The sequence below is a fragment of the Bradyrhizobium sp. genome, assembly GCF_030646015.1.
In the GTDB taxonomy this organism is placed as follows: domain Bacteria; phylum Pseudomonadota; class Alphaproteobacteria; order Rhizobiales; family Xanthobacteraceae; genus Bradyrhizobium.
Genome location: NZ_JAUSLT010000121.1, coordinates 1 through 22,336, shown reverse-complemented (window position 1 = coordinate 22,336; position 22,336 = coordinate 1). Strand labels below are relative to the sequence as shown.

General features: G+C 64.6%; 20 protein-coding genes. 8 read left to right on the top strand and 12 right to left on the bottom strand.

Annotated elements, in window-relative coordinates:
- Window positions 1–25: 25 nt before the first annotated feature.
- Genes Q7T45_RS19005 through Q7T45_RS18995 form a run of 3 tightly spaced genes read left to right on the top strand, consistent with a single transcriptional unit; the run spans window position 26 to window position 2,987 of the window.
- Entirely contained in the window at window positions 26–1,696 is a 1,671-nt protein-coding gene (locus Q7T45_RS19005; protein ID WP_304872719.1) for a methanol/ethanol family PQQ-dependent dehydrogenase, read from the top strand.
- A gap of 8 nt (window positions 1,697–1,704) precedes the next feature.
- The gene (locus tag Q7T45_RS19000) at window positions 1,705–2,061 is read left to right on the top strand and encodes a cytochrome c (RefSeq protein ID WP_304872653.1); all 357 of its coding nucleotides are present in this window, start codon (window positions 1,705–1,707) and stop codon (window positions 2,059–2,061) included.
- Complete coding sequence (locus tag Q7T45_RS18995; protein ID WP_304872651.1) at window positions 2,058–2,987, top strand: ABC transporter substrate-binding protein; 930 nt, start codon at window positions 2,058–2,060, stop codon at window positions 2,985–2,987. The genes Q7T45_RS19000 and Q7T45_RS18995 overlap by 4 nt, the downstream gene beginning before the upstream one ends.
- A 266-nt stretch (window positions 2,988–3,253) precedes the next feature.
- On the opposite strand, the gene Q7T45_RS18990 is transcribed toward Q7T45_RS18995, so the two are convergent.
- The 6 genes from Q7T45_RS18990 to Q7T45_RS18965 form a co-directional block, all read right to left on the bottom strand.
- Complete coding sequence (locus tag Q7T45_RS18990; protein WP_304872649.1) at window positions 3,254–4,453, bottom strand: ABC transporter substrate-binding protein; 1,200 nt, start codon at window positions 4,451–4,453, stop codon at window positions 3,254–3,256.
- Window positions 4,454–4,541: 88 nt separating this feature from the next.
- Window positions 4,542–6,380, bottom strand: coding sequence for a long-chain fatty acid--CoA ligase (locus Q7T45_RS18985; protein WP_304872647.1), 1,839 nt, complete (start codon window positions 6,378–6,380; stop codon window positions 4,542–4,544).
- 115 nt (window positions 6,381–6,495) lie between these two features.
- Window positions 6,496–7,275, bottom strand: coding sequence for an ABC transporter ATP-binding protein (locus Q7T45_RS18980; protein WP_304872645.1), 780 nt, complete (start codon window positions 7,273–7,275; stop codon window positions 6,496–6,498).
- 13 nt (window positions 7,276–7,288) lie between these two features.
- A complete protein-coding gene (locus Q7T45_RS18975) occupies window positions 7,289–8,047 on the bottom strand; it encodes an ABC transporter ATP-binding protein (RefSeq protein ID WP_304872644.1) in 759 nt (252 codons plus the stop codon).
- Window positions 8,044–9,195: a branched-chain amino acid ABC transporter permease gene (locus Q7T45_RS18970; protein WP_304872643.1), complete on the bottom strand. Its 1,152-nt coding sequence runs from the start codon at window positions 9,193–9,195 to the stop codon at window positions 8,044–8,046. The genes Q7T45_RS18975 and Q7T45_RS18970 overlap by 4 nt, the downstream gene beginning before the upstream one ends.
- A 10-nt stretch (window positions 9,196–9,205) precedes the next feature.
- Window positions 9,206–10,081, bottom strand: coding sequence for a branched-chain amino acid ABC transporter permease (locus Q7T45_RS18965; protein WP_304872642.1), 876 nt, complete (start codon window positions 10,079–10,081; stop codon window positions 9,206–9,208).
- Window positions 10,082–10,403: 322 nt separating this feature from the next.
- Here Q7T45_RS18965 and Q7T45_RS18960 point away from each other — a divergent pair, with 322 nt between their 5' ends.
- Window positions 10,404–11,156 carry an ABC transporter ATP-binding protein gene (locus tag Q7T45_RS18960; RefSeq protein ID WP_304872641.1) on the top strand — a complete coding sequence of 251 codons (753 nt, stop codon included), beginning with the start codon at window positions 10,404–10,406 and terminating at the stop codon, window positions 11,154–11,156.
- A complete protein-coding gene (locus tag Q7T45_RS18955) occupies window positions 11,153–12,679 on the top strand; it encodes a permease (RefSeq protein ID WP_304872640.1) in 1,527 nt (508 codons plus the stop codon). Before Q7T45_RS18960 ends, Q7T45_RS18955 begins: the two co-directional genes overlap by 4 nt.
- Window positions 12,680–12,691: 12 nt before the next feature.
- Here Q7T45_RS18955 and Q7T45_RS18950 read toward each other — a convergent pair whose 3' ends face one another.
- Window positions 12,692–13,663: a tripartite tricarboxylate transporter substrate binding protein gene (locus Q7T45_RS18950; protein WP_304872639.1), complete on the bottom strand. Its 972-nt coding sequence runs from the start codon at window positions 13,661–13,663 to the stop codon at window positions 12,692–12,694.
- A 113-nt stretch (window positions 13,664–13,776) separates the two neighbouring features.
- The gene (locus Q7T45_RS18945; RefSeq protein WP_304872638.1) at window positions 13,777–14,694 is read right to left on the bottom strand and encodes an alpha/beta fold hydrolase; all 918 of its coding nucleotides are present in this window, start codon (window positions 14,692–14,694) and stop codon (window positions 13,777–13,779) included.
- A gap of 291 nt (window positions 14,695–14,985) precedes the next feature.
- Here Q7T45_RS18945 and Q7T45_RS18940 point away from each other — a divergent pair, with 291 nt between their 5' ends.
- The gene (locus tag Q7T45_RS18940) at window positions 14,986–15,807 is read left to right on the top strand and encodes an MBL fold metallo-hydrolase (RefSeq protein ID WP_304872637.1); all 822 of its coding nucleotides are present in this window, start codon (window positions 14,986–14,988) and stop codon (window positions 15,805–15,807) included.
- Window positions 15,808–15,859: 52 nt separating this feature from the next.
- On the top strand, window positions 15,860–16,912 hold the full coding sequence (locus Q7T45_RS18935) for an amidohydrolase (RefSeq protein WP_304872636.1): 1,053 nt from the start codon (window positions 15,860–15,862) through the stop codon (window positions 16,910–16,912).
- 12 nt (window positions 16,913–16,924) lie between these two features.
- Here the strand turns inward: Q7T45_RS18935 and Q7T45_RS18930 are convergent, their stop codons facing one another.
- Together Q7T45_RS18930 and Q7T45_RS18925 are read right to left on the bottom strand one after the other, a co-directional pair.
- Window positions 16,925–18,094, bottom strand: a complete 1,170-nt coding sequence (locus tag Q7T45_RS18930; RefSeq protein ID WP_304872635.1) for an acyl-CoA dehydrogenase family protein — start codon at window positions 18,092–18,094, stop codon at window positions 16,925–16,927.
- 76 nt (window positions 18,095–18,170) lie between these two features.
- Window positions 18,171–18,344 carry a hypothetical protein gene (locus Q7T45_RS18925; RefSeq protein WP_370691317.1) on the bottom strand — a complete coding sequence of 58 codons (174 nt, stop codon included), beginning with the start codon at window positions 18,342–18,344 and terminating at the stop codon, window positions 18,171–18,173.
- Here Q7T45_RS18925 and Q7T45_RS18920 point away from each other — a divergent pair.
- Window positions 18,334–18,603: a hypothetical protein gene (locus Q7T45_RS18920; RefSeq protein ID WP_304872634.1), complete on the top strand. Its 270-nt coding sequence runs from the start codon at window positions 18,334–18,336 to the stop codon at window positions 18,601–18,603. The two genes, Q7T45_RS18925 and Q7T45_RS18920, sit on opposite strands and share 11 nt — an antisense overlap.
- A 13-nt stretch (window positions 18,604–18,616) precedes the next feature.
- Here Q7T45_RS18920 and Q7T45_RS18915 read toward each other — a convergent pair whose 3' ends face one another.
- Both Q7T45_RS18915 and Q7T45_RS18910 read right to left on the bottom strand, forming a co-directional pair.
- Window positions 18,617–20,596: a DEAD/DEAH box helicase gene (locus tag Q7T45_RS18915; RefSeq protein ID WP_304872633.1), complete on the bottom strand. Its 1,980-nt coding sequence runs from the start codon at window positions 20,594–20,596 to the stop codon at window positions 18,617–18,619.
- Between the two features lie 277 nt (window positions 20,597–20,873).
- Window positions 20,874–22,130 (bottom strand): aminopeptidase, encoded by a 1,257-nt coding sequence (locus tag Q7T45_RS18910; RefSeq protein ID WP_304872632.1) that lies wholly within the window; start codon window positions 22,128–22,130, stop codon window positions 20,874–20,876.
- Between the last annotated feature and the right edge of the window lie 206 nt (window positions 22,131–22,336).

Sequence of the window (22,336 nt, the reverse complement as noted above, 5' to 3'; positions counted from 1 at the left end):
TCGCCGGTTTTTCCGCAAGATCCAGATCGAGCACATCGCGCTGGCCGCTGGCCTCGCTTTTCTCGCCCCGCCCGGCGCCGGCGCCCAGACATCAGAACAACTGGTCAAGGGCGCGACCGACACCGGCAACGTGCTCAATTACGGCATGGGCTACAATCTGCAGCGGTTCAGTCCGCTCACCCAGATCAACAAGGACAACGCCAAGAACCTGGTGCCGGTGTGGAATTACAGCCTGGCCGACGACCGGGCCGAGGAATCCCAGCCGATCGTCTACCAGGGCGTCCTCTACGTCACCACCCACAACGCCACGATGGCGGTCGACGCCAAGACCGGCAAGCAGATCTGGAAGACCAAGGTCGAGTATCCGCCGGAGACGCCGCGGATCGTATGCTGCGGCATCATCAATCGCGGCGTCGCGATCCACGACGGCAAGCTGTTCCGCACCACGCTCGACGCCCATGTCATTTCGCTCGACGCCAAGACCGGCAAGGAGCTCTGGCGCCAGAAAGCGGCCGACATCAAGGAAGGCTACTCGATGACGGTGGCGCCGCTGGTCGCCGACGGCGTCGTCATCACCGGCATTTCGGGGGCCGAATTCGGCACCCGCGGCTTCATCGACGGATGGGATCCGGCGACCGGCAAGCGTCTGTGGCGTACCTACACCGTACCCAGCCCCGATGAACCCGGCGGCGACACCTGGAAGGGCGACACCTGGAAGCTCGGCGGCGGATCGACCTGGATCACGGGCTCCTACGACCCCGAGCTGAACACGGTCTATTGGGGCGTCGGCAATCCCGGGCCGTTCAACGCGGCGGTGCGCCCCGGCGATAATCTCTTTACCTGCGCGGTGCTGGCACTCGAGCCGAAGACCGGCAAGATCAAATGGCATTACCAGTTCTCGCCGAACAACCCGTTCGACTATGACGCGGTCGCGGAGATGGTGCTCGCCGACATCACTGTCGAGGGCAAGCCGACCAAGGTCCTGATGGACGCCAACCGCAACGGCTTCTTCTATGTGCTGGACCGCACCAACGGCAAACTGCTCGCGGCCAATCCCTATGTGAAGGTCAACTGGGCCAGCGGCATCGACATGAAGAGCGGCCGTCCGGTCGAGACCGACGTCAGCAAGGAGGCCCGCGAAGGCAAGAAGGTGGTGGTGTATCCCTCGATCCTCGGCGGCAAGAACTGGGAGCCGATGTCGTTCAATCCGCAGACCGGCCTCGCCTACGCCAACACGCTGTCGTTCGGCGGCCGCTACAAGTCCGAGCCTGCGACCTACAAGGCCGGCGAGTGGTATCTCGGCATGGACCTGACCGATCTGTGGGAATGGCCCCCCGCCGGCGAGCCGCGCGGCCATCTCAGGGCCATCGATCCCCTGACCGGAAAGTCCAAGTGGGAAGTGGGCAGCGCCATCCCGCGTTTCTCGGGCGTGTTGTCGACCGCCGGCGGCGTCGTGTTCTCCGGCCAGCTGACCGGCGAGTTCGAAGCCTTCGATGCCAATGACGGCAAGAAGCTGTGGCAGTTCCAGACCGGATCGGGCATCGAGGGGCAGCCGGTGACATGGCAGCAGGACGGCGTGCAATATGTCGCCATCACCAGCGGCTATGGCGGCGTCTACTCCCTGTTCGCAGGCGACGAGCGGCTGGCCAGCGTGCCCACCGGCGGATCGCTCTGGGTGTTCGCCGTGAAGCAGTAGGGCCGCGCGTGATCAGACGATCCTGGTTCTGGACGGCGGCGTGTTTCGCCGCCGTCACCGTGACGGCAAGCGCGCAGACGCCGACGCCCGCCGCCCTGCCGCAACAAAATGCTGGCGCCGATCAGGCTCAGATCGATCAGGGCAAGGTCACCTATGCGCAGAAATGCTCGCACTGCCATGGCCCCAACATGGTGAGCGGCGGCGCCGTCGCGCCCGACCTGCGCCGGTTTCCGGACGACAGGGATCGTTTCATCACCACCGTGAAGCTCGGCAAGAACAACAGAATGCCGCCCTGGGGCGACCTTCTGAGCGACGAGCAGATCGCGACGCTCTGGGCCTTCGCCTCGAGCCGGAGGACACCATGAGAACCTGGCTGACGGCATCCGCGCTCGCGGTGTTGACGGCGGCCGCCATTGTGCCGGCGCATGCCGCGGGCGAGCCGCTGAGGGTCTGCCTCGACGAAAATCTGCCGCCGCTGTCGGCGCACCGCAAGGGCGCCCCCGACTCCGGCTTCGATGTCGCGCTGGCCGAGGCGGTCGCCGCAAAACTCGGCCGGCCGCTCCAAGTCCAGTGGTTCGGCAGCAAGCTCGACGAGGATTCCAGCCCGGCGCTGGAAGCCAACGCGCTGCTCTCCGACGGCCGCTGCGCGCTGGTCGGCAGCTATGCTCTGACGCAGGATTCGCTGGTCGCGCCCGGCGTCAAGACCGCCAAACCGCCGGATTACGAAGGCCGCAGCAGCGCCGACCGCCGGCGCCGCGTCGCACTGGGCGTGCTGGCCCCGAGCCAGCCTTACATCCATGCGCCGCTCACGGTCATCCTCGGACCGAAGGCGCGCGACCGCCGCATTGACGGCATCGCCGATCTCACCGGTCTGCGCCTCGCGATCGAGAGCGGGACGCTTGGCGACGCCATCCTGATGACGTTCGACAACGGCCGGCTGATCGACAGCATCACGCATCTGGTGCCCGGCCGCCACGACCTCCTGGGCGCGCTCGAGGGCGGCGACTTCGACGCCACGCTGCTCGACCTGCGCCGGTTCGACGCCCATCGCGCCGCCAATCCCGACACCAAACTTGCCGCTTCCGGATATTACTATCCGGTCGGCGCCAACCGGGGCTATGTCGGCCTCGACAGCGACATGGCGCTGATCACAGCGGTCAACAAGGCGCTGACCGAGCTGCAGGCCGCCGGCACCATGGCGGACCTCGCAAAGGCCGCCGGCCTCACCTATTTGCCGCCGCGCGAGCCGGCGATCCTCGGCGATGTCTGGCTGAAGATATTCAGGAAGTGACGAGTCAGATTCGAAGCTTGCGAAGGAAGCCTCACGAATACGGATGCAATGGCTGACTCGCGGCCATCCTTCGAGACGCCGCGCGAAGCGGCGCGGCTCCTCAGGATGAGGGCCTCCCTCGGGTCTCTCGCAGCGCACTCCGCTCCCTCATGGTGAGGAGCGCGTCTCGAACCATCTGGCACGTACCGGCTTCCGCAGATAAGCCAAACAAAAAGGGCTGCGCGATCGTCTCGCGCAGCCCTTCTTTTGTCAGAGCGAAACCGGCCTCAGAACATCAGGCCTTCCTTCACCAGCACCCAGCGGCCTTTCTTGATCTGCTGGACCTGCGTGATGGTGGTGGCGAGATGGTTGGTCTTCGAGAACACGGTCGGCGGCGAAGAGAAGATATCCTGGAACTTGTCGCCGGATTCCAGCGCGTCGAGCATCTTCTGGCCGGTCAGATCCTTGCCGGCCTTGTTGGCATAATGGGCGAACGTCATCACCGCATTGTAGCCGATGATCGCCTGGGTGTTGGCGTCGGCGCCGAACATCTTCTTGTAGTTGGCGAGCCAGTCCTTCACTTTTCCCTTCGCGGTGTCTTCGTAGGGAATTTCGAAGCCTGAAGCGGCATAGAGCCCCTCAACCACTTCCTTGCCGAGCGCCGGCACTTCGAGCACGTTGGTGGGCGTGGCGCCGAGGAAGGTCACGTCCCATCCGAGCTTCTTGGCTTCGCCCATCGTTCCGATGGTCTCGCGCAGCACCGTGCCGAGCAACACCATATCGCAGCCGTCGGCCTTCATCTTGGCGACCTGCGCGCTGAAGTCGGAGACGCCGCGCTTGTAGCTGGTCACCGAGGCCGGCGTCAGCTTCATCGCGGTAAGCTGCTGGGTGAAGCCATCGAGCACGTTCTTTCCGTACTCGTCGTCCTGATGCATGATGCAGGGCTTCTTGAAGTTCTTGGTCTCGATCATGTACTTGACGGCGGCGCGGGTGCTCTCGACATAGGGCAGCAGGTTGTTGAACTTCAGCCGTTCCTGCGGCTTGGCCGGGTCGAACTTGAAGGTGAATTCGGCCGCGGTCAGCGGAAACAGCTGCAACACTCCGGCGTCAAACAAAACGTCCTGCGAGGCGAGCACGGTGGGCGAGCCCATCGGGCCGACCATCGCGAAGATCTTGTCGCGCTCGACCATCTTCTGCGACGCCAGCACCGCGCGCTTCGGGTCGTAGCCCGAATCCTCCAGCACCATCTTGATCTTGCGGCCATGAACGCCGCCGGCGGCGTTGACCTCCTCCACTGCCATCTTCATGCCGTTGGAAACCGGCACGCCCCAGCCCTTGATCGGGCCGGACAGGTCCTGGTGGGTCCCGATGACGATCTCGGTCGCCGAGATGCCTTCATTGGTGACCTTGGTTTGCGCTGCGGCCGGCAGATGGGTCAGCGCAAGGGCGCCCACCGCAAGGCCCAGCACCTTGAACGATTTCGACATTGCAGTCTCCTCTTCGTGTGGCCCGTGTTGAGCGAAGGCCGGGGCCTTTAGATCCTTCGCCGTTTCCGATTGCTCGTCTGCTCGTCGCTCACGCCACCGCGCGCTCGCCATACATGGCGTTGATCTCGACCGCGTAGCGCTTGTTCACGAAACTGCGCTTCAGCTTCATGGTCGGCGTCAGTTCCTCATCCTCGGGCGTCAGCTGACGCTCGATCAGGAAGAACTTCTTGATGGTTTCGACCCGCGCGAAATTGACGTTCACCGCCTCGATCTCGCGCTGGATCAGATCCTGGATTTCCGGCGCCCGGCACAGGCTGGCATAGTTGGTGAAGGGAATGTCGTGGTCCTGGGCGTATTTCTCGACGTTCTCCTGGTCGATCATGACGAGGCAGGTCAGGAACGGCCGCTTGTCGCCGATCACCACGGTGTCGGAGATGTAGGGCGAGAATTTCAGCTGGTTCTCGATCTCCGACGGCGTGATGTTCTTGCCGCCCGAGGTGATGATGATGTCCTTCATCCGGTCGGTGATCTTGACAAAACCCTCATTGTCGATCGAGCCGACGTCGCCGGTATGCAGCCAGCCCTTGGCGTCGATGGTCTCGGCGGTCTTTTCCGGCTGGTTGAGGTAGCCCATGAACAGGAAGTCGCCCTTGATCAGGATCTCGCCTTCGGGGGAAACCTTCACCTCGCCCCACGGCGCGGCCTTGCCGACCGAGCCGAGCTTGATGCGATCCGGCGGCATCACGGTGGCGACGCCGCAGTTTTCGGTCTGGCCGTAGACTTCGCGCATGTCGATGCCGAGCGCGAGATACCAGCGGATCAAATCGGGCGCGATCGGCGCGGCGCCGGTAAAGGCCAGCCGGCAGCGATCCAGCCCCAGCATGCGCCTGATGTTGCGGAACACCAGCCAGTAGGCTGCCTGATTTGCGAGACGCAACGGCAGCGGTGCCGTGTCGCCCTGCAATTTGTATTCGGTCAGCTGATAGCCCAGCCCCAATGCCTGGCGATACATCCAGTTCTGCAACGGGGTCGCATCCTTCAGCGCGATGGTCACGCCGGAATAGAATTTCTCCCAGACCCGCGGCACCGCCAGAAACGCGGTGGGCTGCACTTCGCGCAGATTGTCCGGCACCGTTTCCGGGCTTTCGGCGAAATTCATCACCGACCCCAGCGCCAGCGAGATGTAATAGCCGCCGATCCGTTCGGCGACATGGCAGAGCGGCAGGAAGATCAGGCGCTCCTCGGCATCGCTCGACGGAAACAGGTCGTTGGCGTGGCGCATCTGGTGGGTGACGCTGCGATTGGAATGCATCGCGCCCTTCGGCGGGCCCGTGGTGCCGGAGGTGTAGACCAGGATGGCGAGGTCGGCAGCGCTTCGGCTTGCGATCATCTCGTCCCACAGCGCCGCGTGGTCGTTGATGTGATTGCTGCCCAGCGCCATGAACTCGGCCAGCGACATCACCATCGGATCGATGAAGCCGTTGAGGCCTTCCATGTCGAACACGACGATCTTCTGCAAGGTCGGGCAGCGCGCCCGGCACGACAGGATCTTGTCGAGCTGCTCCTCGTCCTCGGCGAAGATCACCTTGGTCGAGGAATCGTTCACCAGATATTCGACCTGGACCGCCGAATCGGTCGGGTAGATGCCAGAGGAAACGCCGCCGGCGCACAGGATGCCCATATCGGCATACACCCATTCCGGCACGGCGTTGGCGATGATCGAGGCGACGTCGCCCGGCCGGAAGCCGATGGCGTGCAGCGCGTAGGCGATTTCCTTCGATATCTGCTGCCACTGCCGCCAGCTGGTGGGCTGCCAGATGCCGAACTTCTTCTCGCGGATCGCGGGCTTGTCGCCGCGCGTTTCCACCGCCAGCAAAAAGCTCTTCGCGATCGTGTCCGCCACAGTCAACACTGCGGGTCTGGCCATATTTCGTTCCCTCCGCCTCTCGGCCCCGCCCGCGAATGCCAGCCTTGACAGCCAGTCTTTTCCGAAAGCAGGACCCGTATTTAACGCCGAATCTTCCCTAAAAGCCAACTCTGCGTCAGCGCCACGTTTTCTTCTTTTTCCAGCGCCGTTCGCCCCGCGCACCCTCTTCCTTGGCGCCGAGATAGAATTCCTGGATGTCCTTGGAATGCATCAGCCGTTCGCAGGTGTCGTTCATGACCACCCGGCCGATTTCCAGGACATAGCCGTAATGGGCGGTTTCCAGCGCGATCTTGGCGTTTTGCTCGACCAGCAGGATCGACATGCCCTGCTCCTCGTTGACCCGCTTGATGATCGTGAAGATCTCCTTGACCAGGATCGGCGACAGGCCGAGCGACGGCTCGTCGAGCAGCAGCAGCGTCGGCCGGTTCATCAGCGCCCGCCCGATCGCCAGCATCTGCTGTTCGCCGCCCGACAGCTGCCCGGCCGGCTGGTCGAGCCGTTCCCGCAACCGCGGAAAATAGCCGTAGACCAGTTCCAGGTCGCCGGCGACGTTGTCGCGATCCTTGCGCGGATAGGCGCCCATCATCAGGTTCTCGCGCACGCTCAGGAACGGAAACACCTCGCGCCCCTCCGGCACATGGCTGAGGCCGAGCCGCACGATCTTGTCGGCCTCCATGCGCTGGATCGGCTTGCCCAGGAATTCGATCGAACCCTTCTGCGGATCGAGAATGCCGGAAATGGTCTTCAGCACCGTGGTCTTGCCGGCGCCGTTGGCGCCGAGCAGGGTCACGATTTTTCCGCGCGGCACCTCGATGCTGATACCGCGGATGGCCATGATCGGCCCGTAATAGCTCTCGATATTGCTGAGCTTGAGGATGATGTCGGGGGTACTCATGTCGTCATCCCCCTCAAGCGCCCAGGTAAGCGGCGACGACGTCGGGATGACGCTGCACCTCGGCCGGCGATCCCATCGCCAGCACCTTGCCGTAGTTCAGCGCGATCACGCGGTCGGATACCCGGTTTACCAGCGTCATGTCGTGCTCGACCATCAGCACGGTGATGCCGAGCTCGGTCTTCATGTCCCGGATCCAGAACGACATGTCGTCGGTCTCCTCGACATTGAGCCCGGACGACGGCTCGTCGAGCAGGATCAGCTTCGGTTCGGTGCAAAGCGCCCGCGCCAGTTCGATCACCTTGCGCACGCCATAGGGCAGGCCCGAGATCAGCTTGTCGCGGTAGGGCTCGAGATCGAGGAATTCGATCACCTGCTCGACGCGGCGGCGGTGAATCTTTTCGTTCGCCTTCACGCTCGGCAGGAACAGCAATTCCTGCCACAGCTGGGTGGTGGAATGCCGGTGCCGGCCGACCAGCAGGTTGCTCAGCAAGGTGGCATTCTCGAACAGTTCGATGTTCTGGAAGGTGCGGGCGATGCCGAGCTTGGCGATGCCGAAGGCGGGCTCCTCGGTGATGTCCTGGTCCTCGAAGAAAATCCGGCCCGAGGTCGGGTTGTAGATCCGCGACACCAGGTTGAAGATCGAGCTCTTGCCGGCCCCGTTGGGACCGATGATCGACAGGATCTCGCCCTTCTCCACGGCGAAGGAGACCGCGTCGACCGCTTTCAGGCCGCCGAAATGCAGCGACAGGTTCTCGGCGCGGAAGTAGCTCATCGGTTACGCTCCGATTTGACGTAAATCTTCTGCCGCTTGAAGGTGGCGCGCTTGTAGAGCGGGAACAGCTGGAAGAAGAGCTTGATCTTGAGCCAGCGTCCGTAGAGGCCGAGCGGCTCGAACAGCACGAACAGCACGATGATCACGCCGTAGATCGCGCCTTTCAGCCCGTTGGCGGAAGCGAACGCCGCGACGTTGCTCTGGATCTTCGCGGCCGTCGCGGCGCCGGCGCCGAAGGTCGCGGCGACGGCCGCGATCATTCCGGGCACGTCGTCCTTGAGGTAGGTCAGGAACGGATCGATCATGACGATGAAGATCGCGCCCAGCACCGCGCCGTGCGGGCTGAAGGCGCCGCCGATCAGGATCACGATGATGAACTCGATCGAGAGCTGCAGCGTGAACATTTCCGGGCTGATGAAGCTGAGCTTGTGGGCGAACAAGACACCGGCGAATCCGGTGATCGCCGCCGAGATCGCAAACGACTTGACCTTGTAGAGCGATACGTTGACGCCCATGCTGCGCGCCGCGGTCTCGCTGTCGCGGATCGCGACGAAGGCGCGGCCGGTCGGCGAGCGCAACAGATTGAGCGTGCCGACGATGGTCAGCGTCAGCACCGCAAGGCAGAGGAAATAGAACGAGGGGCTGTCGCGCGACACCGTGGTGCCGAGGAATTGCAGGGCCTTGACCCGCATGCCCTCGTTGCCATGGGTCACGCTTTCCCAGCGTGCCAGGATTTCCTCGATGATGAAGGCGAAGGAAATCGTCGCGATCACCAGATAGATGCCCTGCAGCCGCAGCGCCGGGAACCCGACCATGGCACCGACCGCGCCGGTCAGCACGCCGGCGACGAGAAAATACACCGGGAACGGGACGTTGTATTGCTGCAGGTACGCCGCGGTATAGGCGCCGATGGCGAGAAAGGCGGCATGGCCGAGCGACGCCTGCCCCGTAAAACCGGTCAGGATCATCAGCCCGACGCCGACGGTGGCGTAGATGAAGACGAAGACCAGCTGGCTGACGAGATAACTGGAGAGAATGAAGGGTGCGACCACCAGGAACGCCAGCAGAACACCGTAGGTGACGATGTAGCCGCCGTGCGGAAACAGCTTGATGTCGTCTTCATAATCGGTCTTGAACATGAAACGCATGGCTGGGCCCTCAAACCTTCTTGCGCGCGTGATGGCCGAACAGGCCTTCGGGCTTGAGCAGCAGCACCATCAGGAGAACGACGTAGGGCGCGACGTCCTTCCATCCCTGCGGCAGATAGAAGCCGGCCATGCTCTCGATCACCCCGATCAGCACGCCCCCCACCACCGCGCCGGGGATCGAGCCGAAGCCGCCGAGCACCGCCGCCGGAAACGCCTTCAGCCCCAGCACCAGGCCGACAGTGGAATGAATGAAGGTGATCGGCGCCAGCAGCACGCCGGCCGCGGTCGCCACCGCCGCGGAGATCGCCCACACGATCGACACCACGCGCTTGACCGGAATGCCCATATAATAGGCCGCCAGCATATTCTCCGAACTCGCCCGCATCGCGGTGCCGAGCGTGGTCCGGTTGAAGAACAGATAGAGCATCGCGCAGAGGATGATGGTCGCCGCGATCACGGAGAGCTTGTCATAGGCCAGCACCAGGCTGCCGATCCGCAGCACGCCCTGGCTGAACGGCGTCTCGATCTTGAGGTCGTCGGTGCCCCAGATGATGCCGGCGATGGAGCGCAGGAAGTATCCGAGCCCGATCGTCGCCATGATGATGGAGAATTGCGGATAACCGAGGATCGGGCGCACCACGACCCGCTCTGCCAGCATGCCGAACAGCGCCATCGCCACCACGGCGCCGGCGAATCCGATCCAGTAATTGAGGCCGAGAACACCGATGAAGGTGAAGGCGAAGAACCCGCCCAGCATCATCAGGTCGCCCTGCGCAAAGTTCACGACTTCGGTCGCCTTGTATACCAGGACGAAGCCGAGCGCGATTAGGCCGTAGACGCAGCCGAGCGCAATACCGCTCACCAACTGCTGAACAAAGTCCAGCATTGCAGATTTCCCTCCCCCGGATGCGCGGCGATTCTATTGACCGCCTTTGCCGCATCTTGTGTCTAGTCGCTGCCCGCATCGCCGGTGTCGAAGCACTCGCGAACAGCTGGCCGGTATACAGCCCAAAGCACTGATCCCTGTCAACTTAACGCTGGTTGCCGTCCCGGCGGCCGGTTGCGGACAAATGCCGCAGTCTTGTGCAATGTCTTGGGCGGTCCCGGGCAGGACAGCGCATCGGCGGGATTTGCCGCCCTCGATTCACCGCGCCGAAAGTTCTTCGGTCCATGCTGCGTATCCCATGCAAATGCTGGATCGCCCCGACATGAAGCCCAATAAATCCGCGCTGGCGCTACGAGGGTTAACGAAGCGTTTTGACCGCCTCGCGGTCGACGCGCTCGACCTGACCGTCCGAACCGGCGAGTTCTATGCGCTGCTCGGGCCCAACGGCGCCGGCAAGACCACGACGCTGCGCATGGTGGCCGGCCTGCTGCGGCCCGATGCCGGCTCGGTCTCGGTGCTGGGTATCGACGCCCTGGCCGATCCGGTCGCCGCCAAGCAGATCACGGCGTGGGTGTCGGACGAGCCGATGATCTACGACAAGCTGACGCCGCTGGAATATCTCGCCTTCGTCGCCGGGCTGTGGGGCATCGACCCCGAGATTTCCGAACCATCGGCCCATGATTTGCTGGTCTCGCTCGGCCTCGAGCCGCATCTGCACGAACGCTGCGAGGGATTTTCCAAGGGCATGCGCCAGAAAGTGGCGCTGGCAGGCGCCCTGGTGCACGACCCGCGCCTGATCATTCTCGACGAACCGCTCACCGGCCTCGACGCCGTGTCGGCGCGCCACGTCAAGGGCCTGCTCGGCGACCGGGTGCGATCAGGCTGCACCGTGATCATGACCACGCATATTCTGGAAGTCGCGGAACGGATGGCCGACCGGATCGGGGTCATCGCATCGGGACGGCTGATCGCCGAGGGCACGCTGAGCGAGTTGCGCCAGCAGAACGGGCGCAACGACACCAGTCTGGAGGACATGTTCATCGCGCTGGTCGATACCGAGGCCGCCGCGGCATGAGTTCGTCCGCGGATCTGACCTGGTTTGCCCGGCACGAAATCCGGCTGGCATGGCGCGAGGGGCTGGCGATGCTCACCGCCGGCCGCAAGGGACGCAAGCGCACCGCCATCATCGGGCTGATTGTCTTTGCCGCGATCATGCATCTGCCGGCCTACGCCGTGATCGGCCGGTTCGCCGACCTGCAGGAACCGCTGGATAAATCCACCCTGATCGTCATCACCGCGACCATTCTTCTGGCATGGGCGCTGATGCTGTCGCAGGCCATCGAATCGGTGACGCGGGTGTTTTACGCCCGCGCCGACCTCGATCTGATCATGTCGTCGCCGGTCGCCCTGGCCAACGTGTTTTCGGTGCGCATCGCGGCGATCGCGCTGCAAGTGATCGCGATGGCGCTGCTGCTGTCGACGCCGTTCGTCGATGTTCTCGTCATCGGCGGCGGCTGGCGCTGGCTTGCCGCGTTCGGCGTGGTCGTCGCCATCGGCCTTTCGGCCGCGGCGGTCGCAATCGCGATCACGGTCGTGCTGTTTCGTCTGATCGGCCCGAGCCGCACCCGGCTGGTGGCGCAAATCCTTGCCGCCGTGATCGGCGCCGGTTTTGTCATTGCGTTGCAAATTGCCGCGATCCTGTCCTACGGCACGTTGTCCCGGTTCGCGGTGCTGACGTCGGATGCCGCGGCGGCCTTCGCGCCCGCGCTCGACAGCATCGTCTGGTGGCCGGCGCGCGCGGCCCTTGGCGACGGCGAGGCGCTGCTGGGCCTGCTGGCCGGCGGCCTCGTCCTGCTCGGCGCGGTCATGGCGATCTTCTCGCCGCGTTTCGCCGACACCGTCGTCAGCGCTTCGGCCAACCCCGCGACGGCGCAGCAAGGTCTTCGCACGAAAGCGTTTCGCGCCGGCTCGCGGCAGCAGGCATTGCGCTGGAAGGAATTCGTGCTGCTGAAGCGCGATCCCTGGCTGCTGTCGCAGAGCCTGATGCAGCTGCTCTACCTGGTGCCGCCGGCGCTGTTGCTATGGAAGAGTTTTGCGGATAGCGACGCCGCGCTCGTGCTGATCACACCTGTGATCGTGATGGCCGCCGGCCAGCTCGCGGGCGGCCTCGCCTGGCTGACGATTTCGGGCGAAGACGCCCCCGATCTGGTGGCGACCGCGCCGTTGCCGGCGTCACGCGTGACCCGCGCCAAGATCGAGGTAGTACTGATCGCGATCGCCGTCATCTTCGCGCCGCTGCTGATGGCGCTGGCCTGGGCCGCGCCGCTGCAGGCGGCAGTCACCGCATCAGGCATCATCATCGCGGCGGCATCGGCCACCGCGATCCAGCACTGGTTCCGGGTGCAGGCCCGGCGCAGCCAGTTCCGCCGCCGCCAGACCTCGTCGCGCTTTGCCACCTTCGCCGAAGCCTTCTCCTCGATCGGCTGGGCCGCCACCGCCGTGCTGGCGCTGGCGCTTCCGGTCGCAGGATTGATCAGCGGCCTGATGACTGCGGCGATTATCGCGGTGACATGGAAGATCAGCCCGCGGCGGGATTGAGTTCGGCGACGCCTACTGCTTCTCCAGCCCTGCCTTTTCGATCACGTCCGCCCAGCGCTTGATCTCCTTCTGGATGAACGGCGTGGCCTCGCTTTTCTGCTGCATCATCGCCCTGGTGCCGAATTTTTCGAAATGGGTGCGGACGCGCTCCGAGGTCAGCGCGGTATGCGCGGCGGCCGCCAGCCGGTCGACGATCCCGGTCGGCGTGCCCGCCGGCACCATGATGCTGGACCAGCTCTCGGTGGTCATATCAGGCAATCCGAGTTCGGCCATGGTCGGCGCGTTCGGCATGTTCTTCAGCCGCGTCGGAGCGGTGGTCGCCAGCACCTTCAGTTTGCGCGCCTCGATATGCGGGCCGACCGAAACAGGATAATCGAACATCACGTCGATTCGCCCCGCGATCAGGTCGTTGAGCGCGGGCGCACTGCCCTTGTAGGGCACGTGCAGCATGTCGATGCCGGCGACGGTCTTGAACAGTTCGGCGACCAGATGTGTTCCGGTGCCGACACCGGCCGAGCTGAAGGTCACCTTGCCCGGATGCTCTTTGGCATAGGCAATCAACTCGGGCACCGAATTGAATGGCGCGCCCTCGAAGGCCACAAAAATGTTCGGCGACTCCGCCATCATATGGACGGGGAGAAAACTGGTCAGCGGGTCGTAGGACAGGTTCTTGCGCAGCGTGACATTGGCCGCCATGGTGCCCTGCGTTCCGTAGAGGATCGTATAGCCGTCGGGCCTGGAACGGGCCGCCTGCTCGGTGCCGACGGTTCCGCCCGCCCCGCCCCTGTTGTCGATCAGCACGGTCTGGCCCAGCGACTTCGACATTTCATCAGCCACCAGCCGCGAGGTGGTGTCGGTGATGCCGCCTGGCGCGAACGGCACGATCCAGGTGATCGGGCGGTTGGGAAACTCTTCGGCCGCAGCGGGCGAGGCAACGCCGAACGCGGCGAGGAAGGTCAACAAAACGGCGTAGCGCTTCAACATCTGAATTGCCTTTACTGAAAAATCGTCATTGCGAGCGCAGCGAAGCAATCCATGAACTGCGCGGGGTGGTAGATGGATTGCTTCGCTGCGCTCGCAATGACGGGATTCGGGACTTATGCCTTCACTAACTCCATCACCGCCGCCGCGAACGCTTCGGGTTCTTCCTGCGGCAGGTTATGCCCCGCACGCGGGATCACCCGATGGCTGCGCGGGCCGGTAAATTTCGCCGCGGTCGCGCTGCCGTCATTGGCGGGGAACACGCCGTCGCCGGCGCCGTCCAGCGTGATGGCGGGCACCGAAATCGCAGGCTGCGCCGCCAACCGTTGCTGCAGACCGGCATATTGCGGATCGCCTTCGGCCAGCCCGTAACGATGACGGTAACTGTGGATCACGACGTCGACGTAGTCAGGATTGTCGAAGGCTGCGGCCGTTCGATCGAAGGTGGCGTCGTCGAAGGCCCAGTTCGGCGACCATTGTTGCCAAAGAATTTTCGCGATCTCGCGCCGGTTGGCGGCGAGACCGGCGCGGCCGCGCTCGAGCTGAAAATAATACTGGTACCAGAGCGCGACCTCGCGCTCGGCGCTGGCCGGCACCATGGCTCGCGCGATATCCTGAATATTATAGCTGTTGAGCGACACCAGGCCAGCGCAACGCGCCGGCCATAGCGCGGCGCCGACGCAGGCGGCGCGGCCACCCCAGTCATAGCCGGCGAACACCGCACGCTGGATGCGAAGCGCATCGATCAGCGCGATCAGGTCGGCGCCCAACGCGGCCTGCTCTCCCGAGCGCGGCGTCGCCTTGTCGCGGAATCGGGTTGCGCCATAACCGCGCAAATAGGGAACGATGACGCGGCAGCCTTGCGCCGCCAGCATGGGGGCAACGTCGACATAGGAATGGACGTCGTAGGGGAAGCCGTGCAGCAGCATCACGACCGGACCGTGGACGGGACCCGCCTCGTGATAGGCGACATTGAGAGCGCCGGCATCGACATGGCGCAACGGCTCCAGCCGATGGGATGAGGATGCACGCATCAAACTGGACCCCCGGATGCAACTCCCGCGTGGCGTGCCCGGATCGAGACGATGCTTGCGCTCGACCTGTCCAGGCTTGGCCACAGCGCCCAGCTTAATCGCTTAACGGGCGTCGCAGCCAAGCGGAAAATGCCGAAACACCCGCCGGAATTCCGGCGGACGGCAATTCAAACCGCGACATCTTGTTCCAGTCTGCCGCCTCCAGATGACTGGCCAGCATCGATGTCGCCATGACGGCTGCCGGATTCGGCGATACAGTGCCGCTCCGGTCATCGGAACACGGGGCCTGCCATGCTGCGATCCTTGCCTGTCGTCATTGCCATGCTGTGTCCGCTGATGGCGCCGGCCGCCGCCCAGCAACAACAACCGCTGCGCAGCGAGTGCCTGGCGATGGCGAATGCGCCGCCGCGCGCCACGCCGGTCAGCCTGCGGCTTGCAGCCGCGAAGGGCGAGGAAGTCACGATCACCTATGCCGGCCATTCGACCTATTACATCGAGTCGCGCGACGGCGTGCGGATCGCGACCGACTACAGCGGCGCCTACCAGACCGGCCGATTGCCCGATGTCGTCACCATGAACCGCGCCCATTCCACGCATTACTCGCTGTCCCCGGACCGCGGCATCGCGCATGTGCTGCATGGCTGGGGCGATGACGGTAAGCCCGCCTATATCAACAAGCGCATCGGCGACGTCTATATCCGCAACGTCACCACCGACATCCGCCCCTACACCATGGACGATTCACACAACGCGCTGGTCCGGGACGGCAACTCGATCTTCATCTTCGAGGTCGCCGGCCTCTGCATCGGCCATCTCGGCCATTTGCACCACAAGCTCGACGACAGCCATTTCGCCCAGATCGGCCGCATCGACATCCTGATGGTGCCGATCGACGGCACCTATACGATGTCGCTCGACGGCATTTCCGAGATCACGCGGCGGCTGCGTTCCTCGGTGGTGCTGCCGATGCATCGCTTCATGACCCCGCTCGACGATTTCATGCAGAAGATCGGCCAGCAGTTCGAGATCGACCGCCGCGGCGAGCGGAGCCTCAAAATATCGCGGGAGACGCTGCCGACAACGCCGACGGTGATTATTCTGGACGGGGTTTGAGTCACTGGGCCGCGAGGCTTCAACAATAACAAGAAAGACAGGGAGTGAAATGATGACCACCAGCACTGCCGCGGCATCGAGCAGCGGATTGTATGCCGATCCACGCGAAGACTGGCTGGCGCAGTACACCGAGGAAGTGATCGATCCCGCCCGTCCGATCGTCGATCCGCATCATCATCTCTGGGATCGCGGCGGCCAGCGCTACATGCTCGAGGAGATGGCTGCCGATATCGCCTCCGGCCACAATATTGTCGCGACCGTCTATGTCGATTGCCGATCGATGTACCGTGCGTCAGGACCCGAAGCGCTCCGCCCGGTCGGCGAAGTCGAGTTCGCCAACGGCGTCGCGGCGATGAGCGCCAGCGGCGGCTATGGTCCGGCGCAGATCAATGCCGGCATCGTCAGCCACGTCAATCTGTTGCTCGGCGATGGCGCAAAACCGGTGCTGGAAGCGGAAATCGCTGCCGGAGGCGGCCGCTTCCGCGGCATCCGGCACTCCTCGGCATGGGATGCCGAGTTCGAGGTCGCCGGCATGTATGCCAAGCGACCGAAAGGCCTGCTGCTCGATGCTGCCTTCCGCGAGGGTTTTGCCTGTCTCGCACCATTGAACCTGAGTTTCGATGCCTGGCTGTTTCATCCGCAGATCGGGGAATTGGTCGATCTCGCCCGCGCCTTTCCGGACACCAGGATCGTGCTCGACCATTGCGGCGGCCCGGTCGGCATCGGCCGTTTCGCCGGCAAGCGCGAGGAGACGTTTGTGACGTGGAAGGCCTCGATCGAGGAAATCGCCAAGTACCCCAATGTCTCGGTGAAACTCGGCGGACTCGCGATGCGGCTGCTCGGTTATGATTTTCACGAGCGGGCGATGCCGCCATCGTCGGAACAGGCCGCGGCGGCGTGGCGTCCGTATATCGAAACCTGCATCGAGGCCTTCGGCCCCAACCGCGCGATGTTCGAAAGCAATTTTCCACCCGACAAGGGCCAGTGCAGCTATCAGGTTATCTTCAACGCCTTCAAGCGCATCGCCGCGCAATACAGCGAAGCCGAGAGGACGGCGCTGTTCTCTAACACAGCGACCGATTTCTACCGGCTGAAGCTCGGCTGATCAAACGGCGTCCTAGAGCATGCCCGCATCGGTCGGCAGGCCGAACCGGATACGGCCGATCAACTCGTAGGTCGCGGGCGCGGTGACGATGTGCTGGGTGATGGCGTGGGCGTCGCGGAAGCGGCGCTGCAGGTCGCTGCTCTCGAACAGCGCGCTGCCGCCGCCGAGGTCGTACAGCGTGCGGCAGATGTCGGCGCCGGTGCGCGTCATGTGGGTGCAGGCGAGGCGCAGATCGGTGCGCGCTTCAACCGGAATTGGCTTCGGCCGGCCGGCGATCTCCCAGACCCGGTCGATCTCGGCCATCAGGTAGGCACGCGCGGCGCGCCATTTCGCCTCGCCATCCGCATAGGCCGCCTGCACCGTCTGGCGCTCGGCCAGCGTTTTGGCCGAGCCCTGGCTCTTCTTGACGGTCGCCAGCGCCACAAAGGCATCGAGCGCACCGCGGCAATTGCCGAGTGCGACCGCGCTGACGCCCAGCGCCAGCAATCCGAACGACGGAAACTTGAACAGCCGCCCCTGCTCGCGCGGCGCATCGCTGATCAGCGACACCGACCTTCCCCGCGGCACGAACATATCCCTGACCTCGAAGTCGCCGGAGCCGGTACCCTTGAGGCCCATCACGTGCCAGGTATCGTGCAAACTAGCGTCGCTGGCGGGAAACACCATCATCCGCATCTCTGGCGCGCCGCTGGCGAGGCGCTTCATCTCGCCATTTTCCCAGACCGTGCATCCGCCGCAGAGCCAGCTGCAATTCGCCGAGCCCGAGCCCCACTGCCAGCGTCCGGAAACCCGGTAGCCGTCACCCTCGACGATCGCCTTGCCCATCGGGGCGAACACGCCGCCGGTAATCGTCAGGGGATCGGCATAGATTTCGGCCGCCGCGTCCGGCGCCATATAGGCGGCGTTGAGCGCGGTCGTGGCCGCGATCATCGTGCACCAGCCGGCGCTGGCATTGACTGCCGAAATGGCCTCGATGGTCCCGACGATCTGGCGCGGACTGGCCTCAAAGCCACCATAGCGTTTTGGCGTCACCATGCGAAACACACCGGTCTCCGCCATCTTGCGCGCCAGATCCGCCGGAAGCCGCCGCGCCTCTTCCATCTCGGCCGCGCGCGCGGCGAGTTCGGCGAGCAGCGGCTGGATGGCGACGAGCGGCGCGAAGCCGTCAAGCGTATCGGTCATTGCAAAATCCGGTCGGACATCGATTGGCAGTCGAAGGCAGGCCATACCATATTTCGCCTCGCCAACAACGGCCGCGTCAGACTTCCGCAATCTCGCGCAGGGTCATCCGCTTGTAAGCCTCCACGATCGCGTCGCCTTCCCTGCGGGGCAGCGAGATCGCCAGCCGCATGGTGGCTTCGCCGAGCTGCCACACCAGAAACGCGGATGCCGCGACTTTTTCCGGATCGGCGCCGCAATGAATGCGCCGCATCACGTCGGCGAGCAGCGCGCCACTTTCCCGGCTTTGCCGCTGCCGGCGGCATTGCTCGAGCAGCGACTGTCGATGTTCCTATGCCAACGCCATCCTGTCCGCGCGCGAGGCCGCGCAGGAAACGCCGAGGACCCGGAGCAACCGGCTGTGGGACCAGCGTTTCACCACGGAAAACATTCTGAATACGCTGGAGGCGACCATCACCTGTCCGCCGTCGGCGCGAACGCTCGGCGGTCTGCCGGCGGACGGAACACGCTAGACCGCGCGCCGCCTCAGCCGGCGCGATTCTTCTTTTTCTTCTTTCCGAACGCGGGCTTCGCATCGCCCGCGCCGGCATGCGCCGGCTTTCCCGCGTAAGCGGGTTTGTGCGCATATTTCTTTTTCTTGTCGAAGCCCGGCTCCCGGGCAAAGCCCGGCCCGCTTCCGCCAGCAGGCTTGCCGTGCGGCTTCGGCCCGCGCTCGTCGCGAAAACGATCGTTCGGGCGATCGCCGCGCTCCGCGGCGCCGGCTTCGCGCCGCGGCGGATAGGAACGCTTCTCCTGCGGCGGCTGGCTCTGCGGCGCCTCAGTCATCGCCTCGATGCGGATGTTGTCTTCCTTGTCGGGACGCCGGATCATGGCGGCAAAGGATTCCGCGGCCCCCTTGGAAATCTCGAACTCGGTGGTGGTGTCCATGATGCGGATGGCGCCGATGTCATGCTTGTCGATGCCGCCGCGGCGGCAGATCATCGGCAACAGCCAGCGCGCTTCGGCGTTCTTCTTGCGGCCGATGGCGGCGCGAAACCACACGCTCCCCTCCGCCATGCCGCCGTGACGCGGCGATGATTTGCCGGGTTTTGAACGCGGCGCGTAATCGCGATCCTCACCACGCGGCGGACGCGCGCCTTTGTCCCGGCTATTGGTGTCCCGGCTATTGGTGTCACGAGACCGGCCGGCGCCCTGGCCGGGATCGAGAATGTCTTCCGGCGACGGCAGCCGCGCGCGGTAGAGCCGCGCCAGGGCTGCCGCGATTTCCTCGGGCGAGCGCTCGGCCAGCATGGCCTGCGCCAGTACCAGATCCTCCGGCGTCGGCTCTTCCGCGAACAGCGTGTCCTTCAGCATCCGCTCCTGATCGAGCTTGCGAATTTCTTCCGAGGTGGGCGCGGTGCCCCAGACGGCGTCGATGCCGCCGAGATTCAGCAGCAATTCCGCGCGCCGCTTGCGCGCCGGCGGCACCAGCAGAACGCTGACACCCTTGCGGCCGGCACGGCCGGTGCGGCCGGAGCGATGCTGCATCACCTCCGCATCGTTCGGCAGATCGGAGTGAATGACGAGGTCGAGGTTCGGCAGGTCGATGCCGCGCGCCGCGACGTCGGTAGCGACGCAGACCCGGGCGCGGCCATCGCGCAGCGACTGCAGCGCCGTGGTCCGCTCGTTCTGGGTCAGTTCGCCCGACAGCGCGACCACGGAGAAGCCGCGTTCCGACAGCGTCGTCTGCAGGTGCCGCACCGCGTTACGCGTGTTGCAGAACACCAGCGCGCCCGGCGATTCGAAGAAGCGCAGCACGTTGACGACCGCGTGTTCGACATCGGCCGCCGCGATCCGGATGGCGCGATACTCGATATCGGCATGACCGCCTTCGTCGCCCTCGACTTCGACGCGAAACGCCTGCTGCTGATAGGTCTTGGCAATGGCCACGATGCCGCGCGGCAGCGTCGCCGAGAACAGCAGCGTGCGGCGGGTGGCCGGGGTGGTCTTGAGGATGAACTCCATGTCCTCGCGAAAGCCGAGATCGAGCATCTCGTCAGCCTCGTCGAGCACCACGGCCTTCAACTGCGAGACGTCGAGGCGGCCGCGCCGCAAATGGTCGCAGAGACGGCCGGGCGTGCCGACCACGATGTGGGCGCCCGCCGCCAGCTGGCGCTGCTCGGCGCGCGGATCCATGCCGCCGACGCAGGAGACCACGCGCGCATCGGCGTATTGATAGAGCCAGGCGAGTTCGCGCTGCACCTGCAAGGCCAGTTCGCGGGTGGGGGCCACGATCAGCGCCAGGGGCGCGGTGGCCCGCTCGAACCGCTCGGCGTCGCCGAGCAGGTCCTTGGCGATGGCGAGCCCATAGGCGACGGTCTTGCCGGAGCCGGTTTGCGCCGAGACCAGCAGGTCGCGGCCGACAGCGGCGTCAGCGAGCACGGCGGTCTGCACCGCGGTCGCGGAATCGTAGTTGCGCTCGGCGAGGGCCCGGGCGAGCGGCGGGCTGGTGGTTGAGAATGTCACGGGAGGGGAAAACCTTGGTTGGCGCTAGCGCTGAAAAGCCGAATACGGCTTCGAACCGGATCGGTTGAAGCTCGCGTGCCTGGCAGATGCACAGCCGCGTGGATGATTGATTTGATTGAGTTGGGCGTGCTTTAGGCCAATAGCGGCCAAAACGCCATGGCCAAGGTTGCATGCAAGACCGGCCGCATTGCGGGCCGCCTGCCGCAATCGAAGGCATTAGAGGCCAAATACGCCCGCTTTGGCATCGGGCGGCGGCTCGCGCCGCCCGTTAACTATCTCAGGCCCACTCGCCCTTGCGGAACACCGGCACAAGCCGGCCGTCGGCATGAACGCCGTCGATGTCGGTCTTGTCGGAGCCGATCATCCAGTCGATGTGGATCAGGCTCTTGTTGCCGCCCTGGGCCGCGATCTGCTCCGGCGTCAGGTTGCCGCCGTCGACGAAGCATTTCGAGTAGCACTGGCCGAGCGCGATGTGGCAGGCGGCGTTCTCGTCGAACAGGGTGTTGAAGAACAACAGCCCGCTTTTCGAGATCGGCGAGGAATGCGGCACCAGCGCCACTTCGCCGAGCTGGCGCGCGCCCTCGTCGGTGTCGAGCACCTTGTTCAGCACTTCGGCGCCGCGCGAGGCCTTGGCATCGACGATGCGGCCGTCCTCGAACCGCACCGAGATGTTGTCGATCAGCGAGCCCTGATAGGACAGCGGCTTGGAGCTGACAACATGGCCGCTGACCCGCCGCGCATGCGGGGTGGTGAACACTTCCTCGGTCGGAATATTGGGGTTGCAGATGATGCCGTTCTTCGCGGTGGAAGCGCCGCCCTGCCATTCATGGCCGTCGGCGAGACCAATCGTGAGATCGGTGCCCGGTCCGGAATATTTCAGCGCGCTGAAGCGCTGGCCGTTCAGCCATTCAGTGCGCTCGCGCAGCACCGCGTTGTGCTTCTTCCATGACGCGACCGCGTCGTCATTGTCGACGCGCGAGGCCGCGAAGATGGCGTCGGCCAGTTTCGCCACCGCGACATCTTCCTCGTCGCCCGGAAACATCTGCTTCGCCCAGGCCGGGCTCGGATAAGCGATGATGTTCCAGTTGACGTCGAAGCCGACGATTTTCTCCAGCGCGGGCTGATAGGCCATCGAATTGGCCTTGCTGGCGCGCGAGACCTTGGCGGGATCCTCGCCCGCCAGCAGCATCGGATTGTCGCCGACAATGGCGAGCCGCGCGGTGTTGGCGGAGAATGCCTTCGACATCCCGTCGTAAAGCCAGCCGGCGGCGCGATCGAAACTGTCGTCCTGAGCGAACCGGTAGCGCGCCAGCGTGATCTCTTCGTCCGACAGGATCGGCGTCACCAGGCCGGCGCCGGCCTTGTAGGCATGCTCGGCAACCTTGCGCACCAAAGGCAGCGCCACGCTCGGCGCCGTCAGCAGCAGGTCCTGCCCCGGCTGCAGGTTCAGCCCGATCCGGATGGCGACCTCGGCGAGCCGGTCGAGTTTTATCGGATCGATCGATGCCGAGATGTTGCGTTCGTGGACGGTCATGGCTGGGCCTCGTGCGGGTGAGAGACTCTATCTAACTCTGTCTTGGTGGGGTGCAATAGCTGACGGACGGCCTTCACCCTCCCCTGGAGGGGGAGGGTCGACGCGAACCCGGCGATGCGAAGCATCGTCCGGAGTGCGGCGGGGTGGGGTGACAGTCTCTCATCTCGAACGATGCCCGAGTTGAGAGATCACCCCACCCCGTCTCG

Coding starts and splice junctions, on each gene's coding strand:
- Q7T45_RS18995 (WP_304872651.1), top strand. CDS start 2,058: ATGAGAACCTGGCTGACGGCATCCGCGCTCGCGGTGTTGACGGCGGCC.
- Q7T45_RS18990 (WP_304872649.1), bottom strand. CDS start 4,453: ATGTCGAAATCGTTCAAGGTGCTGGGCCTTGCGGTGGGCGCCCTTGCG.
- Q7T45_RS18985 (WP_304872647.1), bottom strand. CDS start 6,380: ATGGCCAGACCCGCAGTGTTGACTGTGGCGGACACGATCGCGAAGAGC.
- Q7T45_RS18980 (WP_304872645.1), bottom strand. CDS start 7,275: ATGAGTACCCCCGACATCATCCTCAAGCTCAGCAATATCGAGAGCTAT.
- Q7T45_RS18975 (WP_304872644.1), bottom strand. CDS start 8,047: ATGAGCTACTTCCGCGCCGAGAACCTGTCGCTGCATTTCGGCGGCCTG.
- Q7T45_RS18970 (WP_304872643.1), bottom strand. CDS start 9,195: ATGCGTTTCATGTTCAAGACCGATTATGAAGACGACATCAAGCTGTTT.
- Q7T45_RS18965 (WP_304872642.1), bottom strand. CDS start 10,081: ATGCTGGACTTTGTTCAGCAGTTGGTGAGCGGTATTGCGCTCGGCTGC.
- Q7T45_RS18960 (WP_304872641.1), top strand. CDS start 10,404: ATGAAGCCCAATAAATCCGCGCTGGCGCTACGAGGGTTAACGAAGCGT.
- Q7T45_RS18955 (WP_304872640.1), top strand. CDS start 11,153: ATGAGTTCGTCCGCGGATCTGACCTGGTTTGCCCGGCACGAAATCCGG.
- Q7T45_RS18950 (WP_304872639.1), bottom strand. CDS start 13,663: ATGTTGAAGCGCTACGCCGTTTTGTTGACCTTCCTCGCCGCGTTCGGC.
- Q7T45_RS18945 (WP_304872638.1), bottom strand. CDS start 14,694: ATGCGTGCATCCTCATCCCATCGGCTGGAGCCGTTGCGCCATGTCGAT.
- Q7T45_RS18940 (WP_304872637.1), top strand. CDS start 14,986: ATGCTGCGATCCTTGCCTGTCGTCATTGCCATGCTGTGTCCGCTGATG.
- Q7T45_RS18935 (WP_304872636.1), top strand. CDS start 15,860: ATGACCACCAGCACTGCCGCGGCATCGAGCAGCGGATTGTATGCCGAT.
- Q7T45_RS18930 (WP_304872635.1), bottom strand. CDS start 18,094: ATGACCGATACGCTTGACGGCTTCGCGCCGCTCGTCGCCATCCAGCCG.
- Q7T45_RS18920 (WP_304872634.1), top strand. CDS start 18,334: ATGCGCCGCATCACGTCGGCGAGCAGCGCGCCACTTTCCCGGCTTTGC.
- Q7T45_RS18925 (WP_370691317.1), bottom strand. CDS start 18,344: ATGCGGCGCATTCATTGCGGCGCCGATCCGGAAAAAGTCGCGGCATCC.
- Q7T45_RS18910 (WP_304872632.1), bottom strand. CDS start 22,130: ATGACCGTCCACGAACGCAACATCTCGGCATCGATCGATCCGATAAAA.